The following is a 16,775-nucleotide window of genomic DNA, read 5'->3' as shown; positions in this document are numbered from 1 at the left end:
GGCTCTGGCGGGAGATGCTGGTCCTCTGCTGACGGCGGCACCCGTGCCGTACGGCGCTCGCCATGCTGTGCCTGATCATCAACACGTCGGCGTTCGCGTTCATCAGCCTGGCGCTGCGGACGACCGTCGACGCGACCGTACGGGGCGACCACACGCGGATGGCGCTGGCCGCCGTCTGCGCGGCCGTCGCCTACGCCCTGGACGCGGTGGTCGCCCGCACCGGCTTCAACCTCAGGATGCGCCTGGTGGAGATGGTCGGGATGCGGGACATCGAGCCGCGCGTCCTCGGTTTCGCCACCGACATCGACGGGCTGGAGCACCTGGAACGCAGCGACTACCTCGACCGGGTTACCGTGCTGCGCGGCCAGGCGTGGGCCGTCGTCGACTCGGCCTGGGGCGCGCTGGAGGGCCTAGCGCACGCGATCAGACTGATCCTCACCCTAGGTCTGCTGGCCAGCGTCAGCCCGCTACTGCTCGGCCTTCTGGTATTCGCCGTCATCCCATTGTGGTTCGACGGGCGGGGCCGTGCACGGGTCCGGGCGGCCGAGCTCGACGCGGCGGAGCCAACACGACTTCAGCGCCACCTGTTCGAGCTGTGCACCGAGCCGGAATCGGGACAGGAGATCCGGGTGGCCGGCGTCGAGGCGGACCTGCTCCGGTCCCAGGCCGAGGCCTGGGACCGGGCGCTACGCGGCCGGGTCCGCGCGAGCATGATGGCCGCCGCGTACACCGTCGCCGGCTGGTCGGTCTTCACCTGCGGGTTCGGCGTCGGGCTCGCCGTCATCACCCGGCTGGTGATGGACGGGCGCGGCACCCTCGGGGACGTGGTGTTCGTCGTGACCGTCGCGTCCCAGCTCTACCTCTCGGTGCAGGAGACGGTACGCCGCACCGGCGAGACCAGCGGGTACGCCCGCCTGCTTGATCCGTACCTGTGGCTGCGCGACTTCCACACCCGGTCGCACGCGGACTCCTCCAGCGCCGCCTTCCCCGACAAGCTCCGCACCGGCATCTCCTTCGAACACGTCACCTTCCGCTACCCCGGCCGGACCGACCCCTCCATCGAGGACTTCACAGCCCACCTGCCCGCCGGTTCGGTCGTGGCCTTGGTCGGGGAGTACGGTTCGGGCAAGACCACCCTGATCAAACTGCTGGCCGGTTTCTACCGGCCGGACTCGGGCCGCATCACCGTCGATGGCGTTGATCTCTCGGCCCTGGACGTCGCGGCGTGGCGGAACACGATGAGCGCCGTGTTCCAGGACTTCGGCCGCTACCGCACGACGATCCGCGAGGCCATCGGTCTCGGGTCGCTCGCGCACATCGACGACGATGAGGAGATCGCCCAGGCGGTACGCGACGCCGGACTGGAACCGGTCCTGTCCCGCCTTCCCTATAGGCTCGACACCCCGCTGGGCGCTGCTTTCGGGGGGACGGAACTGTCCGAAGGCCAGTGGCAGAAGACCGCCCTCGCACGTGGCTGCATGCGGTCGCGTACCCTGGTGTCCGTCCTGGACGAGCCCACGGCCTCGCTCGACGCGCCCAGCGAAAAAGCGATCTTCGAGCGACACCTCGCCCGGGCCCGTACGGTCGCCAGCACGACCGGCGGGGTCACGATCATCGTCTCGCACCGATTCTCCACCGTGGTCGACGCCGACCTGATCCTCGTCATGGACCAAGGTCGGTTGATCGAGGCGGGCGACCACCATGCCCTGCTGGCCCACGACGGCCACTACGCGGAGTTGTACGAGTTGCACTCGCAGGCCTACACCGACCCACCATGCTCCGGCAACGTCCCCGCGAGCATCCACCTGGCAAAGGGAACAGCGTGAACAACGATCAGCGAGCATCGTCGGCCGACTGGCGTCTGGAGGTCCCGCCGGAGTTCGCCGCGGGCGTCGAAGGGCACGCGGGGGAGAGCGGCGTCGCCTGGCTTAAGGCGCTCCCGGATCTTGCCCGGGAACTCGTGTCGCGGTGGGAACTCACGCTCGACGGCGATGTCATGCACGGTTTCCTCGGCGTCGTCGTCCCGGTACGGCGTGGCCCGGACGCCTATGCGCTGAAGGTGTCCAGGCCTTCGGCCGAGGTGGACAACCAGGTGGTGTCGCTTGCGGCATGGCAGGGTCGCGGCATGGTCGAACTGGTGTCCGTCGAGCCCGAGCACGGGGCTCTCCTGCTAGAACGCCTCGACGCTGGCCGGTCCCTGGACGATGTCCCGCTCGACGAGGCGGTGCAGGCCGCGGCTCTGGTGCTGCGTCGGCTGGCCGTGCCCGGCGTGGACGGGCTTCCCACGCTCGCCGAGCACGTCGCCTCGTGGCCGGAGCGCTGGCTCACTGAGTGGCAGAACCTGGGACGCCCGCTGCCGCGCCGGCTGCTGGACGCGGCCATCGAGACCTGTCGGGCGCTGGCACCCGGCGCCGGGCGCCTGCTGGTCGATCATGACCTGCACTTCCGCAACATCCTGGCGGGACAGCGCGAGCCGTGGCTGGCGATCGATCCTCGCGGGGTGCTCGGCGACGCCGAGTTCGCCCTGCCGCCCCTGATTTGGAACCGCTTCGTGGGCGAACACGAGGTGCCCGAAAGGTTCGACCGATTCACCGAGGTGGCTGAGCTCGACCGCGACCGGGCGAAGGGCTGGCTGCTGGCCGTCGTCATGGACTACTTCCTGTGGTCGACCGGCGCCGGACTGACCTGGGATCCGGCCGCATGCCGGATCATCGCCGACTGGATCGTCGGCTCACCGGTCACCGCCGCGGGCGACTGACGGTGGCGGGCGCTGATCCGAGCCGGTCGCCCGTACCCCGTCATCCGTCCCGGCCCTGAAGGGTGTCAAAATTCCGCCATGACCATCCATGTACGACCCGCAGCTGAGCGTGTCCTGGTCAGCATGCTTTTTCGTAATCGTTAATCAAGCCTCCAGGATCTGGTGGCGTTTGATCCGGGCCGATCGGCAGGCGGGTCACGTCTGTGCCGTCGACGGGAGGTCGAAGATTCGAAGACTGGGGGTCTGCACCGGTTGTAGTGGGCCGCGCCCGGGTGTCCCAGTCCCGCTCCCGGTAGCCGTTGCGACGGTTGACGCGCTCGCCTGAGCGTTGCCCGTACTCGGCCCCGCACAGGGCATCGGCCTCAGCCGACATGAGCGCCTCGGCCATGGTCTTAACCATCTTCCGCCGCAGATCCGGCTCACACGCCCCGATCTGCTCGGCGAACCACCCAGCAGGGTCCACACTGTCACTGACGGCCATCGCGTTGGTCTCCATCGATCTTGACTTCGCATCTCGAAGGATCACGCGATGGCCGTCTCAGTTCACGACGCCACGCCTCTGATCAGCGGAAACTCGTACACCACGTCCGTGGAAGCAACCGTATTCCGACCACCCGCTTCCGATAACAAAGAGGCGCTTAGAGAGGCCAGCGCTGGGCGTTCGTGGACACCACTTTGCGCGAGATGGCCAGCAAAATCTGGCCGCAACTGCCCCGGAGCCTGCGTCGTCGCAGAGCATGTACTCGTCTTCGTGCAGCAGAAGAAACACTGGGACCGCGGACGACGCCTCGCGGCGGCAGTCAGGAGCGGGCAGGAAAGACGTAGGACGAGGGAACGCGGGGCGGCGGGGCACCGTAGACCAGCGCGACCTCTCGGTGCGGTGTCAACTCGATGCTGGCCGGATCCCCGGTCACCCTTGCCCCATCAACAAAGGCGGTCAGAGGATGTGCGGCATCGACGGTCAGCCCGCCCAGGAAGGCGGGGGTGAGCCGAACGTCCCATTCGATGAAGAGCTGGCCTAGGACGAAGCGTTTGTCTGGATCGGATGACGCGACCTCGATTGTGCCAGTCGCGTCGCGCGTATGCAGCTCGGAGGCGTAGTTCCCTTCGACTCCAAGCGTCGCCGGCACCGGAGTCCGCTTACCGCCGACGAAGACGTCGAGGTGGCTCACGAAACGTCGGGCAGTGCCCTGGTTCGGCCCGATACGTAGGCCCGCAGCTTCGGCGCCGCCCAGCACGTTGATGGGGGGCCGCCATGGTGGCAGCGAGGTGCCGAACGTGGGATGTACGGTCGGCAAGGGCACAGAGGCTGGCGATGTCGTCAGGTTTCTTGAAGGGGTGGGGTTAGCCGACGTGCAGGCGGACGATGTCAGCAGGAGTAGCCCCATCGCCGTCCGGAAGACACGCAGCGGGGGAACGCTTATGGTGGTGTCCCGAGATACGGCTCCGTACTGGCCGATGGGGGCGTCTCCTCGTGTTGTCATTTCAGCTATCTCCCTCTTGCCGAACATCGACCATCTGCCACTTTAAGGCACATGACAATAACAGAAAACCTAAACGGCTAACAGAAGTTAGATGGACCATCGGCGTCCATGCCCTGTCAGGGACACACTGATGTCGCGACTTCACCCAAGCGACCCTTCCAGTGCGCTTTCATCGCCATTGGCACTATTCACCGAAAGTTATCGTTCGACAACGCACTACTGGAAGATTTTGTCGTTGCGCGCGGACGGCTTGCCGATATTCCTGCTGGGAAACGTCGTCGGTGACATGCTCATGGACATCAGGCACGTGATCCGCGCCGAAGAACGCGATGGGTGCTGAAGTGGGTCTCGTCCTCGGCGAGGACCTTGTGTAGGTGTGATGATGAGGATCCGGTCGAGGGGTTCACGGCGTACGCTGCTCACCCACCTTTCCACGATCGCGTTTATCCGAGGGGCCTGCGAAGCAGTGAGTACCACGCGGATGCCCTCGGCATTGAACACCTCATCGAACATTCCAGTGAACTTGCCGTCCCTGTCCCTGATCAAGAAAGGAAGCCGCCGGCGCGATCGCCCAGATCAAATATCAGGTTGCCGGCTTGCCGAGCCACCCCGCCGGTCGTCGGGTTCGCTGTCCCGAGTCGCGGGAATCTTCGCTGGTCAGCGGACATGGCACCGTAACCCGTGGAGCACCGTGATATGGCGCAGGCGCATGCTGGGTGTGTCTGCACCATTACGCCTACCCGGGGGGCGGTCATGAACGCGAAGGGCTCGGTGTACAAGCGGTGCGGGTGCCGCACCAGCGCGGGCGAACAGCTCGGACGGCGATGCTCGATGCTGCGGCGGCGAGGACATGGAAGTTGGTACTACGCCCTGGACATCCCCGCCGGGTTGAGCACCGGCCGTCGCCGTATCCGGCGAGGTGGCTTTCCCACCCGCGCGGCGGCTACCCAGGCGCTGCAGCAGCTGACGACGCCGGGATCGGGTGATCCGCGCGGTCGGTTGCTGACTACCGGGCAGTGGCTGCACATGTGGCTGACCAGCCGTATCTCACTACGGCCGTCGACACTGCGCGGGTACGCCAGCCACGTCAACGACTACCTTCATCCCCATCTCGGCATCATCCCGCTCCAGGACCTTGACATCCGGGATCTGCAGCACATGTTCACCGTGATCCTGCGCGGGAGCTCAGCGTCCGGGCGACCGGTGACCGCCGCCACCCTCAAACGCATTCACGCCACGTTGCGCACCGCGCTGAACGCCGCGATCCGCGAACGACTCATCACCGACAACCCCGCCCGCTATGTCGAACTCCCGCCCGCCCACAGCGGACAACCGGTCTGCTCACGAGGCGCGGTGATTTGTCGCATGGCAGCGATCCACGAACGATCCCCGTGTGCGCGGGGAGCGCCATGTCAACACCTCTAGGAACGACGGTGTAACGCGGTAATGGCGGTCGGGCAGCGCCAGACCATCCGTCATTCCTCTTCACAGCTTCGCAACGGTCGTCGGCGGGACGGCGTGAGAAAGGCAAGTCGCTGAGGTGACCTGCGGCTTTGTGAATGTCCGAATGGCTCCCGGGCACCGAACCTGCGGATTAAAAGTCCACAGTTCTGGAGGAATTCCCTGCACCCGCAGAGCACCCAAACTGGCCGCTGGGCTTGAATGGCTATGCATCGCACCTAATCCTAACCCGGTCGCTCTGTGTGGAACTCAACCATCCCGAGATCATGTCGGTGCCCCTTGGAAGAGCTAGGTCTGCACCGTCTAACGCTGGCTGCGCCGTCGCCATCGGCGTCGAAACCAGCTATTTACTAGAATCATTATATTAGTTTGGTCTCCCAAGCCCAGGCGGCGATCTCAACTCGGTTGCGTGCGCCGAGTTTGTTCTGGATGGCAGTGAGGCGGCCTTTGACAGTGCTCAATGAGATGAACAGTTCGGCGGCGATTTCCTGGTTGGTGCGTCCTCGAGCGACGGCGCGGATGACTTCGGCCTCTCGTTCGGTGAGCGGCTGGATGGGCTGCCGGGCGGTCGAGGCCTTCGTGGGGGCCAGGTTGCGTAGCAGCCGCAGGGTGATCGATGGGGAGACCAGGGCGTCGCCGGCATTCGCGGCGCGGACGGCTTCGACGAGCAGGGTGGGGCCGGCGCCTTTGAGGATGAAGCCGACGGCGCCGGCGTGGAGCGCGCCGTAGACGTATTCGTCGAGTTCGAAGTTGGTGACGATGACGATGCGAAGCGGGTCGGCGACGCCGGGGCCGGCCAGGGCGTGGGTGACTTCGATGCCGTTGAGGCCGGGCATGCGAATGTCCACGAGGCAGACGTCGGGCCGCAGTCGGCAGGCGAGGGCGACCGCTTCGGCACCGTCGCGTGCCTCGGCGGTAACGGTGATGTCGGGTTGGTCCTCAAGGATGAGTCGCAGGCCGCTGCGGATCATCGCCTGGTCGTCGGCGATCAGGACGCTGATGCTCAACGGCCGTCTCCGGAGGGGACCGGCAGGGTGGCGTGCACCGACCAGCCGGCGTCCGGCCGTGGACCGGCGTTGAGGGTGCCGCTCAGGGCCTCGACGCGCTCGCGCATTCCGACCAGGCCGTAGCCGCTGCGGTGAGAGCGCCGGAGCGGGGAGTGCGGGGCATCGTCGTCGATCTCGACGCTGACGCTCGTGCAGTCCCGGGTGATGGTGACGGTGGCCGAGCGGGCGTGGCGGGCGTGGCGGGCGATGTTGGTCAAGGACTCCTGGACCACTCGGTAGACGGTGGTGGTCACTTCGGGTGGCCACGGCCGCTGGTCGGTGGGCAGCGTGAGGTGCACGGCTGGGCCGTGCTGCTTAAAGCGCTGGACGAGTTCGGTGAGCTGTTCGGGTCCCGCGGTGGCGGTCGCGGCGTCGTCGGCGTCGCGGAGTAGGGCGACCACGCGGCGCATGGCATCCAGTGCGTCGGTGCCCGACTGCTCAATGCCCGCCAGGGTGGCGTCCAGTGTTTCTGGCTGCTTGCGACCGACGATCCGGGCCGCCTGGGTCTGCACCACCATGCCGGAGACGTGGTGGGCGACGACGTCGTGCAGTTCCTGGGCCAGGGCCAGACGCTCGTCCCGCCGCATCATCTCGATGGCGGCCTGGCGACGGTAGTCCAGGAAGCGCAAGGCCAGCCCGGCTCCGATGGCGGGGACCCAGCCGAGCAGGCCCAGCTGGACCGGGGCGGGATGAGCAGGCAGGCTCGGGGTGGCGGTGAGCCGGCCGAGGCCCATGACGGCGAACCCGGCAGCGGCGATCACGACGGCCCGGCGGGGCGGCAGTGTCCGGACGGAGGAGCCGCCGAGGACGATCAGGGCCAGGGATGCCGCGACGCCGGGCTCGCCGGCCAGGTGACCGAGGCGGGAGGCGATGGTGGCGGCGGCCGCGACGCCCAGGCCGACAGCCGCCGCGATCGTCCTGCCGCGTTCCCGCAGCAGGGCCGCAGCACACACCACCAGTCCGACGCCGCAGTCGAACAGCCAGCCTCCACCTGCGGCGGCGATGCGGTACGCCGTACCCGCCAGCACCACGGCGAACACCAGTGCGAGCAGAACATTGGCCCGCGTCCTGGCTCGTTCAGCCAGCCAATCAATTGTGCTCACAGCGTTCAAGGCTACGGAATCGCCCAAGGCTGCCGTACCGGCCGAAAGTACCGGCCGTTCCCGTCTGATCGGTACTTTCGGCCGTACCGCCGCCGAGGCGACGCCAGCAGGCTTAAGGCCATGCCCCGATACCTTCACACGCCTCGCAGCATGGCGGGGATCCTGCGCGCGGGCGGGTGGACATGAACAGGTCCACCTGGTCCCGCGTCGGCTTGGAAATACGGATCACCGGCATCGTCGCACCGCTGACAGCGCTGGCGGCGCCGCTGGCCGGCGCGATCCTGGTGATCGCCATGCACGCCTCCGGGGCCACTGCGGGCGAGCTGGACTGGGCGGCCGGCGCGGTCCTGGCGGCCTTCGCCCCGCTCGGCACCGCTGTCGCGGCCTCGTCGATCGTGGGGCGTGATTCCGGCGCAGAGTTGGTCATGACCACCACGGTCTACCGCTGGGTGCTGTTCCTGCGCGCCGGCCTGGTGGTGGCCGCGGCGGCGCTGGCCACGCTGCTGGACGCGGTCGTGTTCCACGCCATGAACGCGTGGCCCGTGGGGCAGGGCACCGGCGGTTACGTCCTGGTGTGGGCCCCGCCGATGGTCTGGCTGGTCGCGCTGGCGGTGCTCATCGCGGTCGCCCTGCGCAGCCCGGCCGCCGCGAGCGGCCTGATCGGCGGCGTGTGGCTGGCCCAACTCCTCATGGCGCACGACATCCTGACCCACACGGTGCTGCGGACGCAGTTCATGTTCATGGGTGTCGCCGACCGGGTCCCGGTGCACGAATGGACCGTCAACCGGATCGCCCTGCCCGCCGTCGGCGTCGCCGCCGTCGTCGTGGCCGGCCTGCTGCTGGGGCGTCCCGAACGATTCTTGGGGAGTGATGCCGCATGACCGCCGTCCTTGAGCGAACCGCCCCGCCGACAACGGCGCAGGGCTGGTGGGCGAAGACCGTGGCGGCTGCCCGCTACGAGTACCTGATGCAGGTGCGCCGCCCGGCCGTCTGGCTGGTTGTGATCGGGCTGATCGCCCTGCGCTGCTCACGGCCCTTCCCGCCGGACTTCACCAGCACCACGGACCTCTCCACGCTGGTCGCGGACTGGGCGATCAACTTCACGATGCTGACCCCGATCGGCGTCGGCGCCGTGCTCGCCGACCGCGCCCGGCGGGAGGCCCGACTGGAGTTGAACGACCTCCTGACATCAACGCCCACCGGCATCGGCCCACGCCTATGGGGCAAGGCCATCGGCGCCGGCGCGGCGACCATCACACCGGTTGCCCTCTGCTGGGCGGGCCTGCTCGGCTACCTGGCCTCATCCGGGCGCGGGGCCGGGGTGATCCCGGTCGGCATCGAGGCCTTCGCAGCCATCATCCTGCCCGGGCTGGTCTTCATCTCGGCCTGCTCGGTCACCATCCCGCTCCTGACCGGGCCCGCGCTGTACCGGCTGGGCCTGTTCGGCTACTGGATCTGGGGAAACATGGTCGGCCCGCGCTACGGGATCCCCACCCTCGCCGGCACGCCCTTCGAAGCCATCGGCGAGTACCCGTCCGGTGCTTGGTTCCACGGCATCATGTTCGACGCCAAGCAGCGGGGAGTGCACGCGACCGGCGCCGACGCCGTCACCAGCATCGTCTTCCTGCTCCTCGCGGCGCTCGCCGTCCTCGCGATCACCCACCTCGTGCTCACCAGGAGGAGCCCGTCATGACCGCGCCCAACGTGACCATCACCGACCTGACCGTCACCTTCCGGCGCGGACAGGTCCGAGCCCTCGACCGCGTCAACCTCCGGCTGCCCGCCGGCATGGTCGGCCTGCTCGGCCCCAACGGAGCCGGCAAGACCACGCTGATGCGGGTCCTGACCGGGGTGCAGCAGCCGACCTCGGGCACCGTCAGCGTGGACGGCACCGACCTGACATCGCGCAGCCAACGCCGGGAGGTCAAGGCCACCACCGGCTACCTCCCCCAGGAGCTCGGCCTGTACCCGGAGCTGACGGCTCGCCAGTTTCTTGACTACATGGCCCTGCTCAAGGGCATCACCGACCGGCGCGCCCGCCGCAAGCGCGTCCAGGAGGTCCTCGAACTCGTCTCGCTCGGCGATGTCGCGAACCGGAAGGTGAAGGGCTACTCGGGCGGCATGAAGCGCCGCGTCGGCATCGCCCAGGCCATCCTGAACGACCCCCGGCTGCTGATCGTCGACGAGCCCACCGTGGGGCTGGACCCCGAGGAGCGACTGCGGTTCCGCAGCCTGCTCGCCACCCTGGCCGGCGACCGGACAGTGCTGCTCTCCACCCACATCGTCGACGACATCGTGCAGACCTGCCCGAACGTCGTGGTGATCGAGCACGGCAACGTCGCCTTCCAGGGCGCCATCGGCGACCTCGCCACCCGCGCCGAGGGCATGGTGTGGCACGTCACCCAGCCGGCCACCACCCCTCCGCCCGACCTGCCCACCGTCAACGTCACCCCCAGCATGACCGGCACCACCTACCGGGTCATCAGTTCCGGTACCCCCGCCCCGGACGCGGAACGAGTCAGCGCCACCGTCGAGGACGGCTACATCGCCCTGATGCACGACACCGCCCCGGAGCGGGCCGGCGCCAATCTCCGCGTCATCTGACCCAGCCCCGCCGACACCCGAGGAGCAGAAGATGCCCCACCAGCCACTCGCCGCCGTCCTGGCCGCCGCCAACGACACCACCGGCTTCCATCCCGGCCCCGCCTACTTCGTGTTCTGGGCCCTCGTCATCACCGCCATCATCGGCGCTCCGATCTACGTCGTCCGCCTGGTGCGCAACCGCCGCAAGAGTCGTTGAACACTGCCTGAGCACACGGCGGTTGCCGCCACCGGTTCGATGACGGTGTGATCGGCGGCGACACGGCCGCCGGGGACTCGCCGGTTCCCCTCGCGACGGCCGAGCCGATGAAGGTCGCCGTAGTCAGACACCCACCGCATCGGCAGAGAACGTCAGGCCCGCAGGCGAACTGGCCTCGAGCCTCACCGAGGCGGACGTGCGGAGTTGAAAGCCAAAGGCGAACTGCCCCGGCAACGCAAGGCGGGTGAAACCTCATCCACCGAGTAGAACCGGCCCCCACCCGACGTCCCGGCCGTCATCGCCGAGCAGGACGTTCAGCTATCCACGCCCAGCCGGATCCTGGTTGGCCCCTAACACTCAAGATGCCGGTCACGGCCCGGCACAGACAGCCTGGCCAAAGCCGTGAACGGCCAGGAAAGAAAGGAGCATCGTGTCGAGAAGCGATTCCCCCCGCCGGTACTCGCCGGCCCGCCGTGCAACCCTCATCGCCACGTCCTGCGTGGTCGCGAGTGCGGTCGGTCTGGCGGTCACGTCCGCATCGGCCGCGCCGCGGACCGATGCCCGTCTCAACGCGGTATCGGTGCCGGCGCCGCACTGGAGCTCGTGCGACACCACATTCCAGTGCGCCACCATCCAGGCTCCGCTGGATTATCGGCACCCGGACGGCGAGAAGATCAGCATTGCGATGATCCGGCATCCGGCCACCGATCCCGCCCATCGCCTCGGGTCGTTGTTCTTCAACCCGGGAGGTCCCGGCGGTTCAGGAGTCGGGAATCTGCCGTATCTGTACGACACGTTCCCGGCCCGTATGCGGGCGCGTTATGACATCGTCAGCTTCGACCCGCGCGGCGTCGGCGCCAGTACCGCGCCGCACTGTTTCCCCACGACCGCGGCGGAGAAGCAGTTCCTCTCCGTGCTGCCCGACGGGATTCCCGTCGGGCAGCGGCAGGAGAAGCTCTGGGAGAACACCTACGCCCGGTTCGACGCTATCTGCGGCGAGCGTGACCACGGCCTGCTCGAGCATGTCACCACGGCGGACACCGCGCGGGACATGGACCTCATGCGCCAGGCGGTGGGCGACCCGGTGCTGAACTACTACGGCATCTCCTACGGAACGGTCCTCGGCGCCACGTACGCGAACCTCTTTCCCGATCGGGTCGGTCACGTGATCCTGGACGGAAACGTGGATCCCATCGCATGGACTCACAGCGAGGGTGGCCTGTCCACATCGCTCCGCGAAGGGTCCGACCTGGCGTCCGCAGCGACGCTCAAGGGGTTCCTCAGCCTGTGCGGCCGGGCTCCCGTCAGCGGCTGCGCCTTCTCCGCCGGTAGCCTGGCGGCGACCCAGGCCAAGTTCAACACGATGCTGCGACGCCTGCAGCGCAATCCGGTGACACTGGGCACGAAGCACTTCACCTACGGCGGCGCCGTGGCGGACATGGTAGGTGCCCTCTACACCACGAGCAAATGGCAGTCGGTGGCCACGACGATGCAGGACGCGTGGCTCGCCTCCACCGGCCGGAAGACCTCGGCGGGCGACCAGGTGCACTCGGCGAACCCGACGCCCACCGCCAGCCCGGGGCCACCGTACATGGGCCAGGAGCAGGGGCTCGACGTCGTGTGCTCAGAAAGCCCTGATCCGCGCGACCCGCGAGAGTATCCCGCGCTGGCCCGCCGCGCCTACGCGCGGTCGGGTGCGCTGGGGCCGGAGTGGGTGTGGGTCGCGGAGGAAGCCTGCGCCACCTGGCCGGCGGCGAACAGCCCGGATCGCTACACCGGCCCATGGAACCGCCGTACGGCGAACCCTGTTCTCCTCATCGGCAACACCGGCGATCCGGCCACGCCTTATTGGGGATCGATCGCCATGTCCCGCGAGCTGGCCCGTGCCGAACTCCTCACGGTCGACGGGTACGGCCATACCGAGTTCGGCAACCCCAGCACCTGTGCCGCCGATTACGAGGCCGAATACATGACCACCGGTGCGCTGCCGCCACACGGAACCGTTTGCCATCAGGATCGTCAGCCGTTCTGACCGTGAGCCCGTGGGGCCGGGCGAGCGCCCGCCCCACAGGCCCGGCCGCTGAGCCGGTACGTCCGCGGCTCCGAACCGACGATCACCCGAATACGCTCATCCACAGTCTGTGGATAAGAGATCCGCCGCTCCGTCCGAGGCGTAACGGATCCTGGGGTGTCCGGGCGGGCGGCGGTGCGCTGCTCAGGGGGCCGTGATGATCTAGTTTGCGTGTCGCTCGGTAAGTTCGGCGATCTCCACCAGCGCCACATCGAGCCGCATCTGCAACTCGACCGGATCGCCCCACTCGGACCTGATGCGCCCCGCGTTTTCCGGACAGCTGCCCGGCCCAGACCAAGAGGAACGGTAACGACATGAGAACCAGGATCTTCGTACTCTGCGCCGCGGCCGTCCTTACGCTCGCCGGCTGCGGTTCGTCGAGTGGGTCCTCGCACCTGGCGGGCGGGGGCACCCCGGCCACGACGGCGTCGACCAGCAGTCGGCCGTCCTCGCACGGACCGGTTCCGTCACCGACCTCCGTCGCCGGGGCCCTCAATGTGACGTTCGCGGACAGCGGCAAGACCGTGGCCCTGCAGGTCGGGGGCCGGCTGCACGTGGTGCTCGACAGCACTTTCTGGACGTTCGACCGGCCCGCGCCCGGGCCGCTCAAGCTGGACGGGAGCAGCACCGGCGGCCCCGGACTGTGCCAGCCGCCCGGCACCGGTTGCGGCTGGACGTTCGCCGACTTCACCGGCGTCAGCGCCGGTACAGCGGTGGTGACCGCGAGCCGGGTCAGCTGCGGCGAGGCCATGCGGTGCGTCGGCGATCAGGGCCGCTTCAGCCTGAAGGTCGTCGTCCAGGGCTGAGACGCGCACACAGAGGCGCCCGGTCCTCCGAATGCTGGGAGGGGGGCCGGGCGCCGTCCTGGGCTTCGCGTCAGCTGTGCTTCCAGGCGACGCTGAAGCTCCCGCTTCCGGAGATCCCGCTGGGATTCGCCTTTGTCGTGCCGCCGGCCATCGTGATGGCATCGGGGTTGAACGAGGACAGCGAGGCGCCGTTGGCGGTGGATCCGCTGAAGTTCACCGTGCCGAAGTCGGCCAGCGGCAGCACGCCGCCCGAGCTGGACGGGGCTTCCGCGATCACCTTGGCCGAGGCCAGGGACGCGCCGCGCAGGCAGGCCGTCTGAGTGTGGGACCAGCCGCGGCTCTGGTCGCTGATCGTCAGGGTGAAGTGCCCGGCGCCGTCGGTGGTGACGGAGGCGTTGAACGCCGGGCGAGACCGGGTCGGAGTAGTTGACCGGCGCCTTCGGGTACATCTCGTACCAGGAGCTGTCGATCGGCGAGCCGCCGGAGCAGGCGGCCTACCTTCGCCGCCACCACGACCGAGAGGCATTCCTGCTCGAGCGGTACTTCGGCCTGGTCGCCGAAGTCCGCTCCGAGGGGATGCCGGCCACCGACCCGGACGGCTACCTGACCGACAGGAAGCTGCCGGCGATCAGCGCCATGGCGCTGCTGATACTGCCGGCGTTGCTGGCCAGCGAGGCGGACGCCGACGGGTTCCAGAGCCCGAGGGCCGACCCGAACGTGGGGAGGTTGGTTTCCACCAGGTCCCGGTATGCGTCGGGCTCGGCCGGTGCGTAGCGCCGCTGCCAGCTCCCGACGCAACTCACCGCGGCCTTGGACATACAGCGCCTGGTAGACGGTCTCGTGGACCACGTGCAGCTCCGGCCGGTCGGTGAAGTCTCGGCCTCCAGCACCACCACGACCCCCCACCGAGATGATCAACACCACCCGGCAGAGTTCACGATCACCACCTCATCACAGCAGCCGACACGCTGATCACCTCTGCACGTTTACCTGTACATGGCTCTGCACGTGAAGCCGTACGCCGACAGGTGGGTGGGGTCGGGCTTCAGGTCGTACTCTGATTGGCGATGGGGACACGAGGTGTGGAGGGCGCGTATCAGGGTGCGCTTCGGGCGTTCCAGAACCCGATGCTCGATCTGCTCCACCGGACCTATGCGCCGTTTGTGGTGACCGTACTGGCGATGATGTTCACGCCGGAGCGGTCGACGGTGGCGGTGGCGGACGCCCATGCGGAGATCGCCGACGCCCTTGACCAGTTGCGGGCCGCGGGCTACGGCGACGAGGGCGACCAGCCGTTGCCTTCGGGGAACGCCCGCGACCTGTGCAGGCAGTGGGTGCACGCGGGCTGGTTGGTGCGGCAGGTCTCCGACGACGTTGAGGTGTACCGGCTATCCGCACATGGCGTCGGTGCGCTCGAGGTGGCCGGTCGGGTCGGCGGGGCGCGGACCAGAGTGTCGGAGTCCCGGGTCCGGACGCTGTTGGAGGCGGTCGAGCGCCTAGCGCAGGACGCGGACCCGGACGTGATGGCCCGGATGGCGCGCCTCCAGACGGAGATCGATCAGCGTCGGCGAGAACTTAGCCGACTCGAACGGGGCGGAGTCATTGACGCGGTCGACGATGACCAGTTGCTCGAGGCGGCGGAGAACGTGCTGCACCTGGCACGGGAACTGCCCGCCGACTTCGCCCGCGTCGCCGAGTCGATCAAAGCCATGCAAAGAGACGTCGTCGCGGACCTGCGGCAGGACGTGCGGCCGACTGGGGAGGTGCTGCGTGAGTACCTGGAGCGCGGTCGGCAGATCATGGACGCGACGCCGGAGGGCCGCGCGTTCGCCGGGGCGTTGCGTCTGATCGGTGACCCGGCACAGATCGACGATCTGTGGAACCTGCTGCGCACCGTGCTGCGGCACGGGTTCACCGAATTGATGCCGGAACCACAGCGGCGGGAGCTCTCGGAGATCGCACGCCGCATCGAGCAGGGCGTCAAGGAGGTGCTGACCGCGCAACGGCAGGCGTCGCACGTCATCACCACCCAGGTGCGCAACCATGACCCGATGCGGGACCGCCAGGTGGACGAGCTGCTGCGGGACGTGATGTCCGCGTTCCACACATGGGTGCCCGGCTCGCGCCGCAACACGGTCATCGAACCGCTGCGCCGCCTGCCGGTGGCCGACGTCGCCCAGCTGCGGCAGACGATGAGTGACCTTCGGCCGCCCCAGCCGCCCCCGCCGCTGCGGGAATGGGATGAGGCGGAAGACGTGCCGGCCGCGGACACCCGGGCATGGGGTGGTCCGCAGTACGCCGAACTGCGCGCGCATCTAGCGGCGTTCGCGGGCGACGCGGACGGCGTCGACGTCGCGGCCGCGTTCCGCGCGGCGGCCGAGCGGCTACGGCGGCCGGTGGATCTGCTCGGTCTGCTGGAGATCGCGCATGACGCCGGAATGACCGACACGGCCGAGGTCGCAGTGGTCGAAGCGGTACGACCGGATCAGACTCGGCGACGGCTCGCGTTCGGCGGCGTGTTGGCGGCGAACCCGGCGTCGACGCGCGCCGCGGACAAGCGACCGGGAAACGACGATGAGTGAACCGGATGGCGCGGACGACGGCTGGTCGACCGGCGCGGCGGCTGGCTTCATCGAGCCGGTCCCGATGGAGGACGACCCGACCGAACTGTTCGCCGGTGACAGTGGCACGTTGGACGTGGACGTGCGGCGGGTGCTGGTACGGCTGCTGCAACGCAGGTTCCTGCTGGCCGAGAAGTATCCGGCGCAGTGGCGCACGCTGCTGGAGAACCAGCAGATCATAGAGTCGCGGTTGCACGACCTGTTCGTCCGGCTTGTCATCGACCACGACCGGGGCGTCGCCTACAAGCAGCAGGTGCGCTCGGCGGAACTCGACGTCCCGATCCTGCTGAAGGACGACCCCTACAACCGGGCCGAGACTCTGGTGCTGGTCTACCTTCGGACCGTCTTCCAGCGGGAACGCGGTACCGGTGAGACGTCCGCGCGGGTCGATATCGAAGAGCTGGAACAGACCGTGCTGACCTATTTCGATCCGGACGATCACAACCTTGCCCGCGGCCAGCGCGAGATCCGCAAGGCGGTGGAGCGACTGGTCACCGAGGGTCTGCTCGCGGAGGAGTCCGCGGGCCGGTACCGGATCACGCCGCTGGTCGAGGTCGTGTTGAGCATCGAGAAGCTCACTGAACTGAACCAGTGGTTGCGGGGACAGAATGAGGTTGCGCCGTGA

16 protein-coding genes and 2 pseudogenes are annotated in these 16,775 nt (G+C 68.3%); 12 read left to right on the top strand and 6 right to left on the bottom strand.

The genetic code is table 11. From position 1 onward, the window contains the following. Positions 1-62: 62 nt before the first annotated feature. The gene (locus tag AB0I04_RS45290) at positions 63-1,826 is read left to right on the top strand and encodes an ABC transporter ATP-binding protein (protein WP_360899507.1); all 1,764 of its coding nucleotides are present in this window, start codon (positions 63-65) and stop codon (positions 1,824-1,826) included. After that, complete coding sequence (locus tag AB0I04_RS45285) at positions 1,823-2,758, top strand: aminoglycoside phosphotransferase family protein (RefSeq protein ID WP_360899504.1); 936 nt, start codon at positions 1,823-1,825, stop codon at positions 2,756-2,758. Before AB0I04_RS45290 ends, AB0I04_RS45285 begins: the two co-directional genes overlap by 4 nt. A gap of 268 nt (positions 2,759-3,026) precedes the next feature. On the opposite strand, the pseudogene AB0I04_RS45280 reads toward AB0I04_RS45285, so the two are convergent. Together AB0I04_RS45280 and AB0I04_RS45275 are read right to left on the bottom strand one after the other, a co-directional pair. Further along, positions 3,027-3,239 (bottom strand): annotated as a pseudogene (locus AB0I04_RS45280) (transposase); the annotation flags it as partial. Positions 3,240-3,558: 319 nt separating this feature from the next. Then, the gene (locus AB0I04_RS45275) at positions 3,559-4,056 is read right to left on the bottom strand and encodes a hypothetical protein (protein ID WP_360899501.1); all 498 of its coding nucleotides are present in this window, start codon (positions 4,054-4,056) and stop codon (positions 3,559-3,561) included. A 939-nt stretch (positions 4,057-4,995) separates the two neighbouring features. Here AB0I04_RS45275 and AB0I04_RS45270 point away from each other — a divergent pair. Next, positions 4,996-5,667, top strand: a complete 672-nt coding sequence (locus tag AB0I04_RS45270; RefSeq protein ID WP_360899498.1) for a hypothetical protein — start codon at positions 4,996-4,998, stop codon at positions 5,665-5,667. A gap of 395 nt (positions 5,668-6,062) precedes the next feature. On the opposite strand, the gene AB0I04_RS45265 is transcribed toward AB0I04_RS45270, so the two are convergent. Together AB0I04_RS45265 and AB0I04_RS45260 are read right to left on the bottom strand one after the other, a co-directional pair. Then, positions 6,063-6,710 carry a response regulator transcription factor gene (locus tag AB0I04_RS45265; RefSeq protein ID WP_360899495.1) on the bottom strand — a complete coding sequence of 216 codons (648 nt, stop codon included), beginning with the start codon at positions 6,708-6,710 and terminating at the stop codon, positions 6,063-6,065. Then, the gene (locus tag AB0I04_RS45260) at positions 6,707-7,852 is read right to left on the bottom strand and encodes a histidine kinase (RefSeq protein WP_360899492.1); all 1,146 of its coding nucleotides are present in this window, start codon (positions 7,850-7,852) and stop codon (positions 6,707-6,709) included. Before AB0I04_RS45260 ends, AB0I04_RS45265 begins: the two co-directional genes overlap by 4 nt. Before the next feature lie 182 nt (positions 7,853-8,034). On the opposite strand from AB0I04_RS45260, the gene AB0I04_RS45255 reads away from it, so the two are divergent. The 6 genes from AB0I04_RS45255 (at position 8,035) to AB0I04_RS45230 (ending at position 13,529) form a co-directional block, all read left to right on the top strand. Next, entirely contained in the window at positions 8,035-8,733 is a 699-nt protein-coding gene (locus AB0I04_RS45255) for a hypothetical protein (RefSeq protein ID WP_360899489.1), read from the top strand. After that, entirely contained in the window at positions 8,730-9,545 is an 816-nt protein-coding gene (locus AB0I04_RS45250; RefSeq protein WP_360899486.1) for a hypothetical protein, read from the top strand. Before AB0I04_RS45255 ends, AB0I04_RS45250 begins: the two co-directional genes overlap by 4 nt. Further along, a complete protein-coding gene (locus tag AB0I04_RS45245; RefSeq protein WP_360899483.1) occupies positions 9,542-10,456 on the top strand; it encodes an ABC transporter ATP-binding protein in 915 nt (304 codons plus the stop codon). The genes AB0I04_RS45250 and AB0I04_RS45245 overlap by 4 nt, the downstream gene beginning before the upstream one ends. Before the next feature lie 31 nt (positions 10,457-10,487). After that, a complete protein-coding gene (locus AB0I04_RS45240) occupies positions 10,488-10,652 on the top strand; it encodes a hypothetical protein (RefSeq protein WP_360899480.1) in 165 nt (54 codons plus the stop codon). A 430-nt stretch (positions 10,653-11,082) separates the two neighbouring features. Further along, the gene (locus tag AB0I04_RS45235) at positions 11,083-12,684 is read left to right on the top strand and encodes an alpha/beta hydrolase (RefSeq protein ID WP_360899477.1); all 1,602 of its coding nucleotides are present in this window, start codon (positions 11,083-11,085) and stop codon (positions 12,682-12,684) included. 353 nt (positions 12,685-13,037) lie between these two features. Beyond that, on the top strand, positions 13,038-13,529 hold the full coding sequence (locus tag AB0I04_RS45230) for a hypothetical protein (protein WP_360899474.1): 492 nt from the start codon (positions 13,038-13,040) through the stop codon (positions 13,527-13,529). Positions 13,530-13,599: 70 nt separating this feature from the next. Here the strand turns inward: AB0I04_RS45230 and AB0I04_RS45225 are convergent, their stop codons facing one another. Continuing rightward, positions 13,600-14,055 (bottom strand): G1 family glutamic endopeptidase, encoded by a 456-nt coding sequence (locus AB0I04_RS45225; RefSeq protein WP_360899471.1) that lies wholly within the window; start codon positions 14,053-14,055, stop codon positions 13,600-13,602. On the opposite strand from AB0I04_RS45225, the gene AB0I04_RS45220 reads away from it, so the two are divergent. Beyond that, on the top strand, positions 13,956-14,303 hold the full coding sequence (locus AB0I04_RS45220; protein ID WP_360899468.1) for a DUF2398 family protein: 348 nt from the start codon (positions 13,956-13,958) through the stop codon (positions 14,301-14,303). The two genes, AB0I04_RS45225 and AB0I04_RS45220, sit on opposite strands and share 100 nt — an antisense overlap. Here the strand turns inward: AB0I04_RS45220 and AB0I04_RS45215 are convergent. Further along, positions 14,274-14,384, bottom strand: a pseudogene (locus tag AB0I04_RS45215) (IS30 family transposase); the annotation flags it as partial. The gene AB0I04_RS45220 and the pseudogene AB0I04_RS45215 sit on opposite strands and share 30 nt — an antisense overlap. Positions 14,385-14,596: 212 nt before the next feature. Between AB0I04_RS45215 and AB0I04_RS45210 the strand changes: the two are divergent. Together AB0I04_RS45210 and AB0I04_RS45205 are read left to right on the top strand one after the other, a co-directional pair. Continuing rightward, positions 14,597-16,111: a DUF3375 domain-containing protein gene (locus AB0I04_RS45210; protein ID WP_360899466.1), complete on the top strand. Its 1,515-nt coding sequence runs from the start codon at positions 14,597-14,599 to the stop codon at positions 16,109-16,111. Further along, on the top strand, positions 16,104-16,775 hold the full coding sequence (locus tag AB0I04_RS45205) for a DUF4194 domain-containing protein (RefSeq protein ID WP_360899463.1): 672 nt from the start codon (positions 16,104-16,106) through the stop codon (positions 16,773-16,775). The genes AB0I04_RS45210 and AB0I04_RS45205 overlap by 8 nt, the downstream gene beginning before the upstream one ends.

It is taken from the genome of Actinoallomurus sp. NPDC050550 (genome assembly GCF_040655075.1).
GTDB lineage: Bacteria > Actinomycetota > Actinomycetes > Streptosporangiales > Streptosporangiaceae > Actinoallomurus.
The sequence above is the reverse complement of the archived record's forward strand: the minus strand, read 5'-3'. Positions and strand labels throughout refer to the sequence as shown.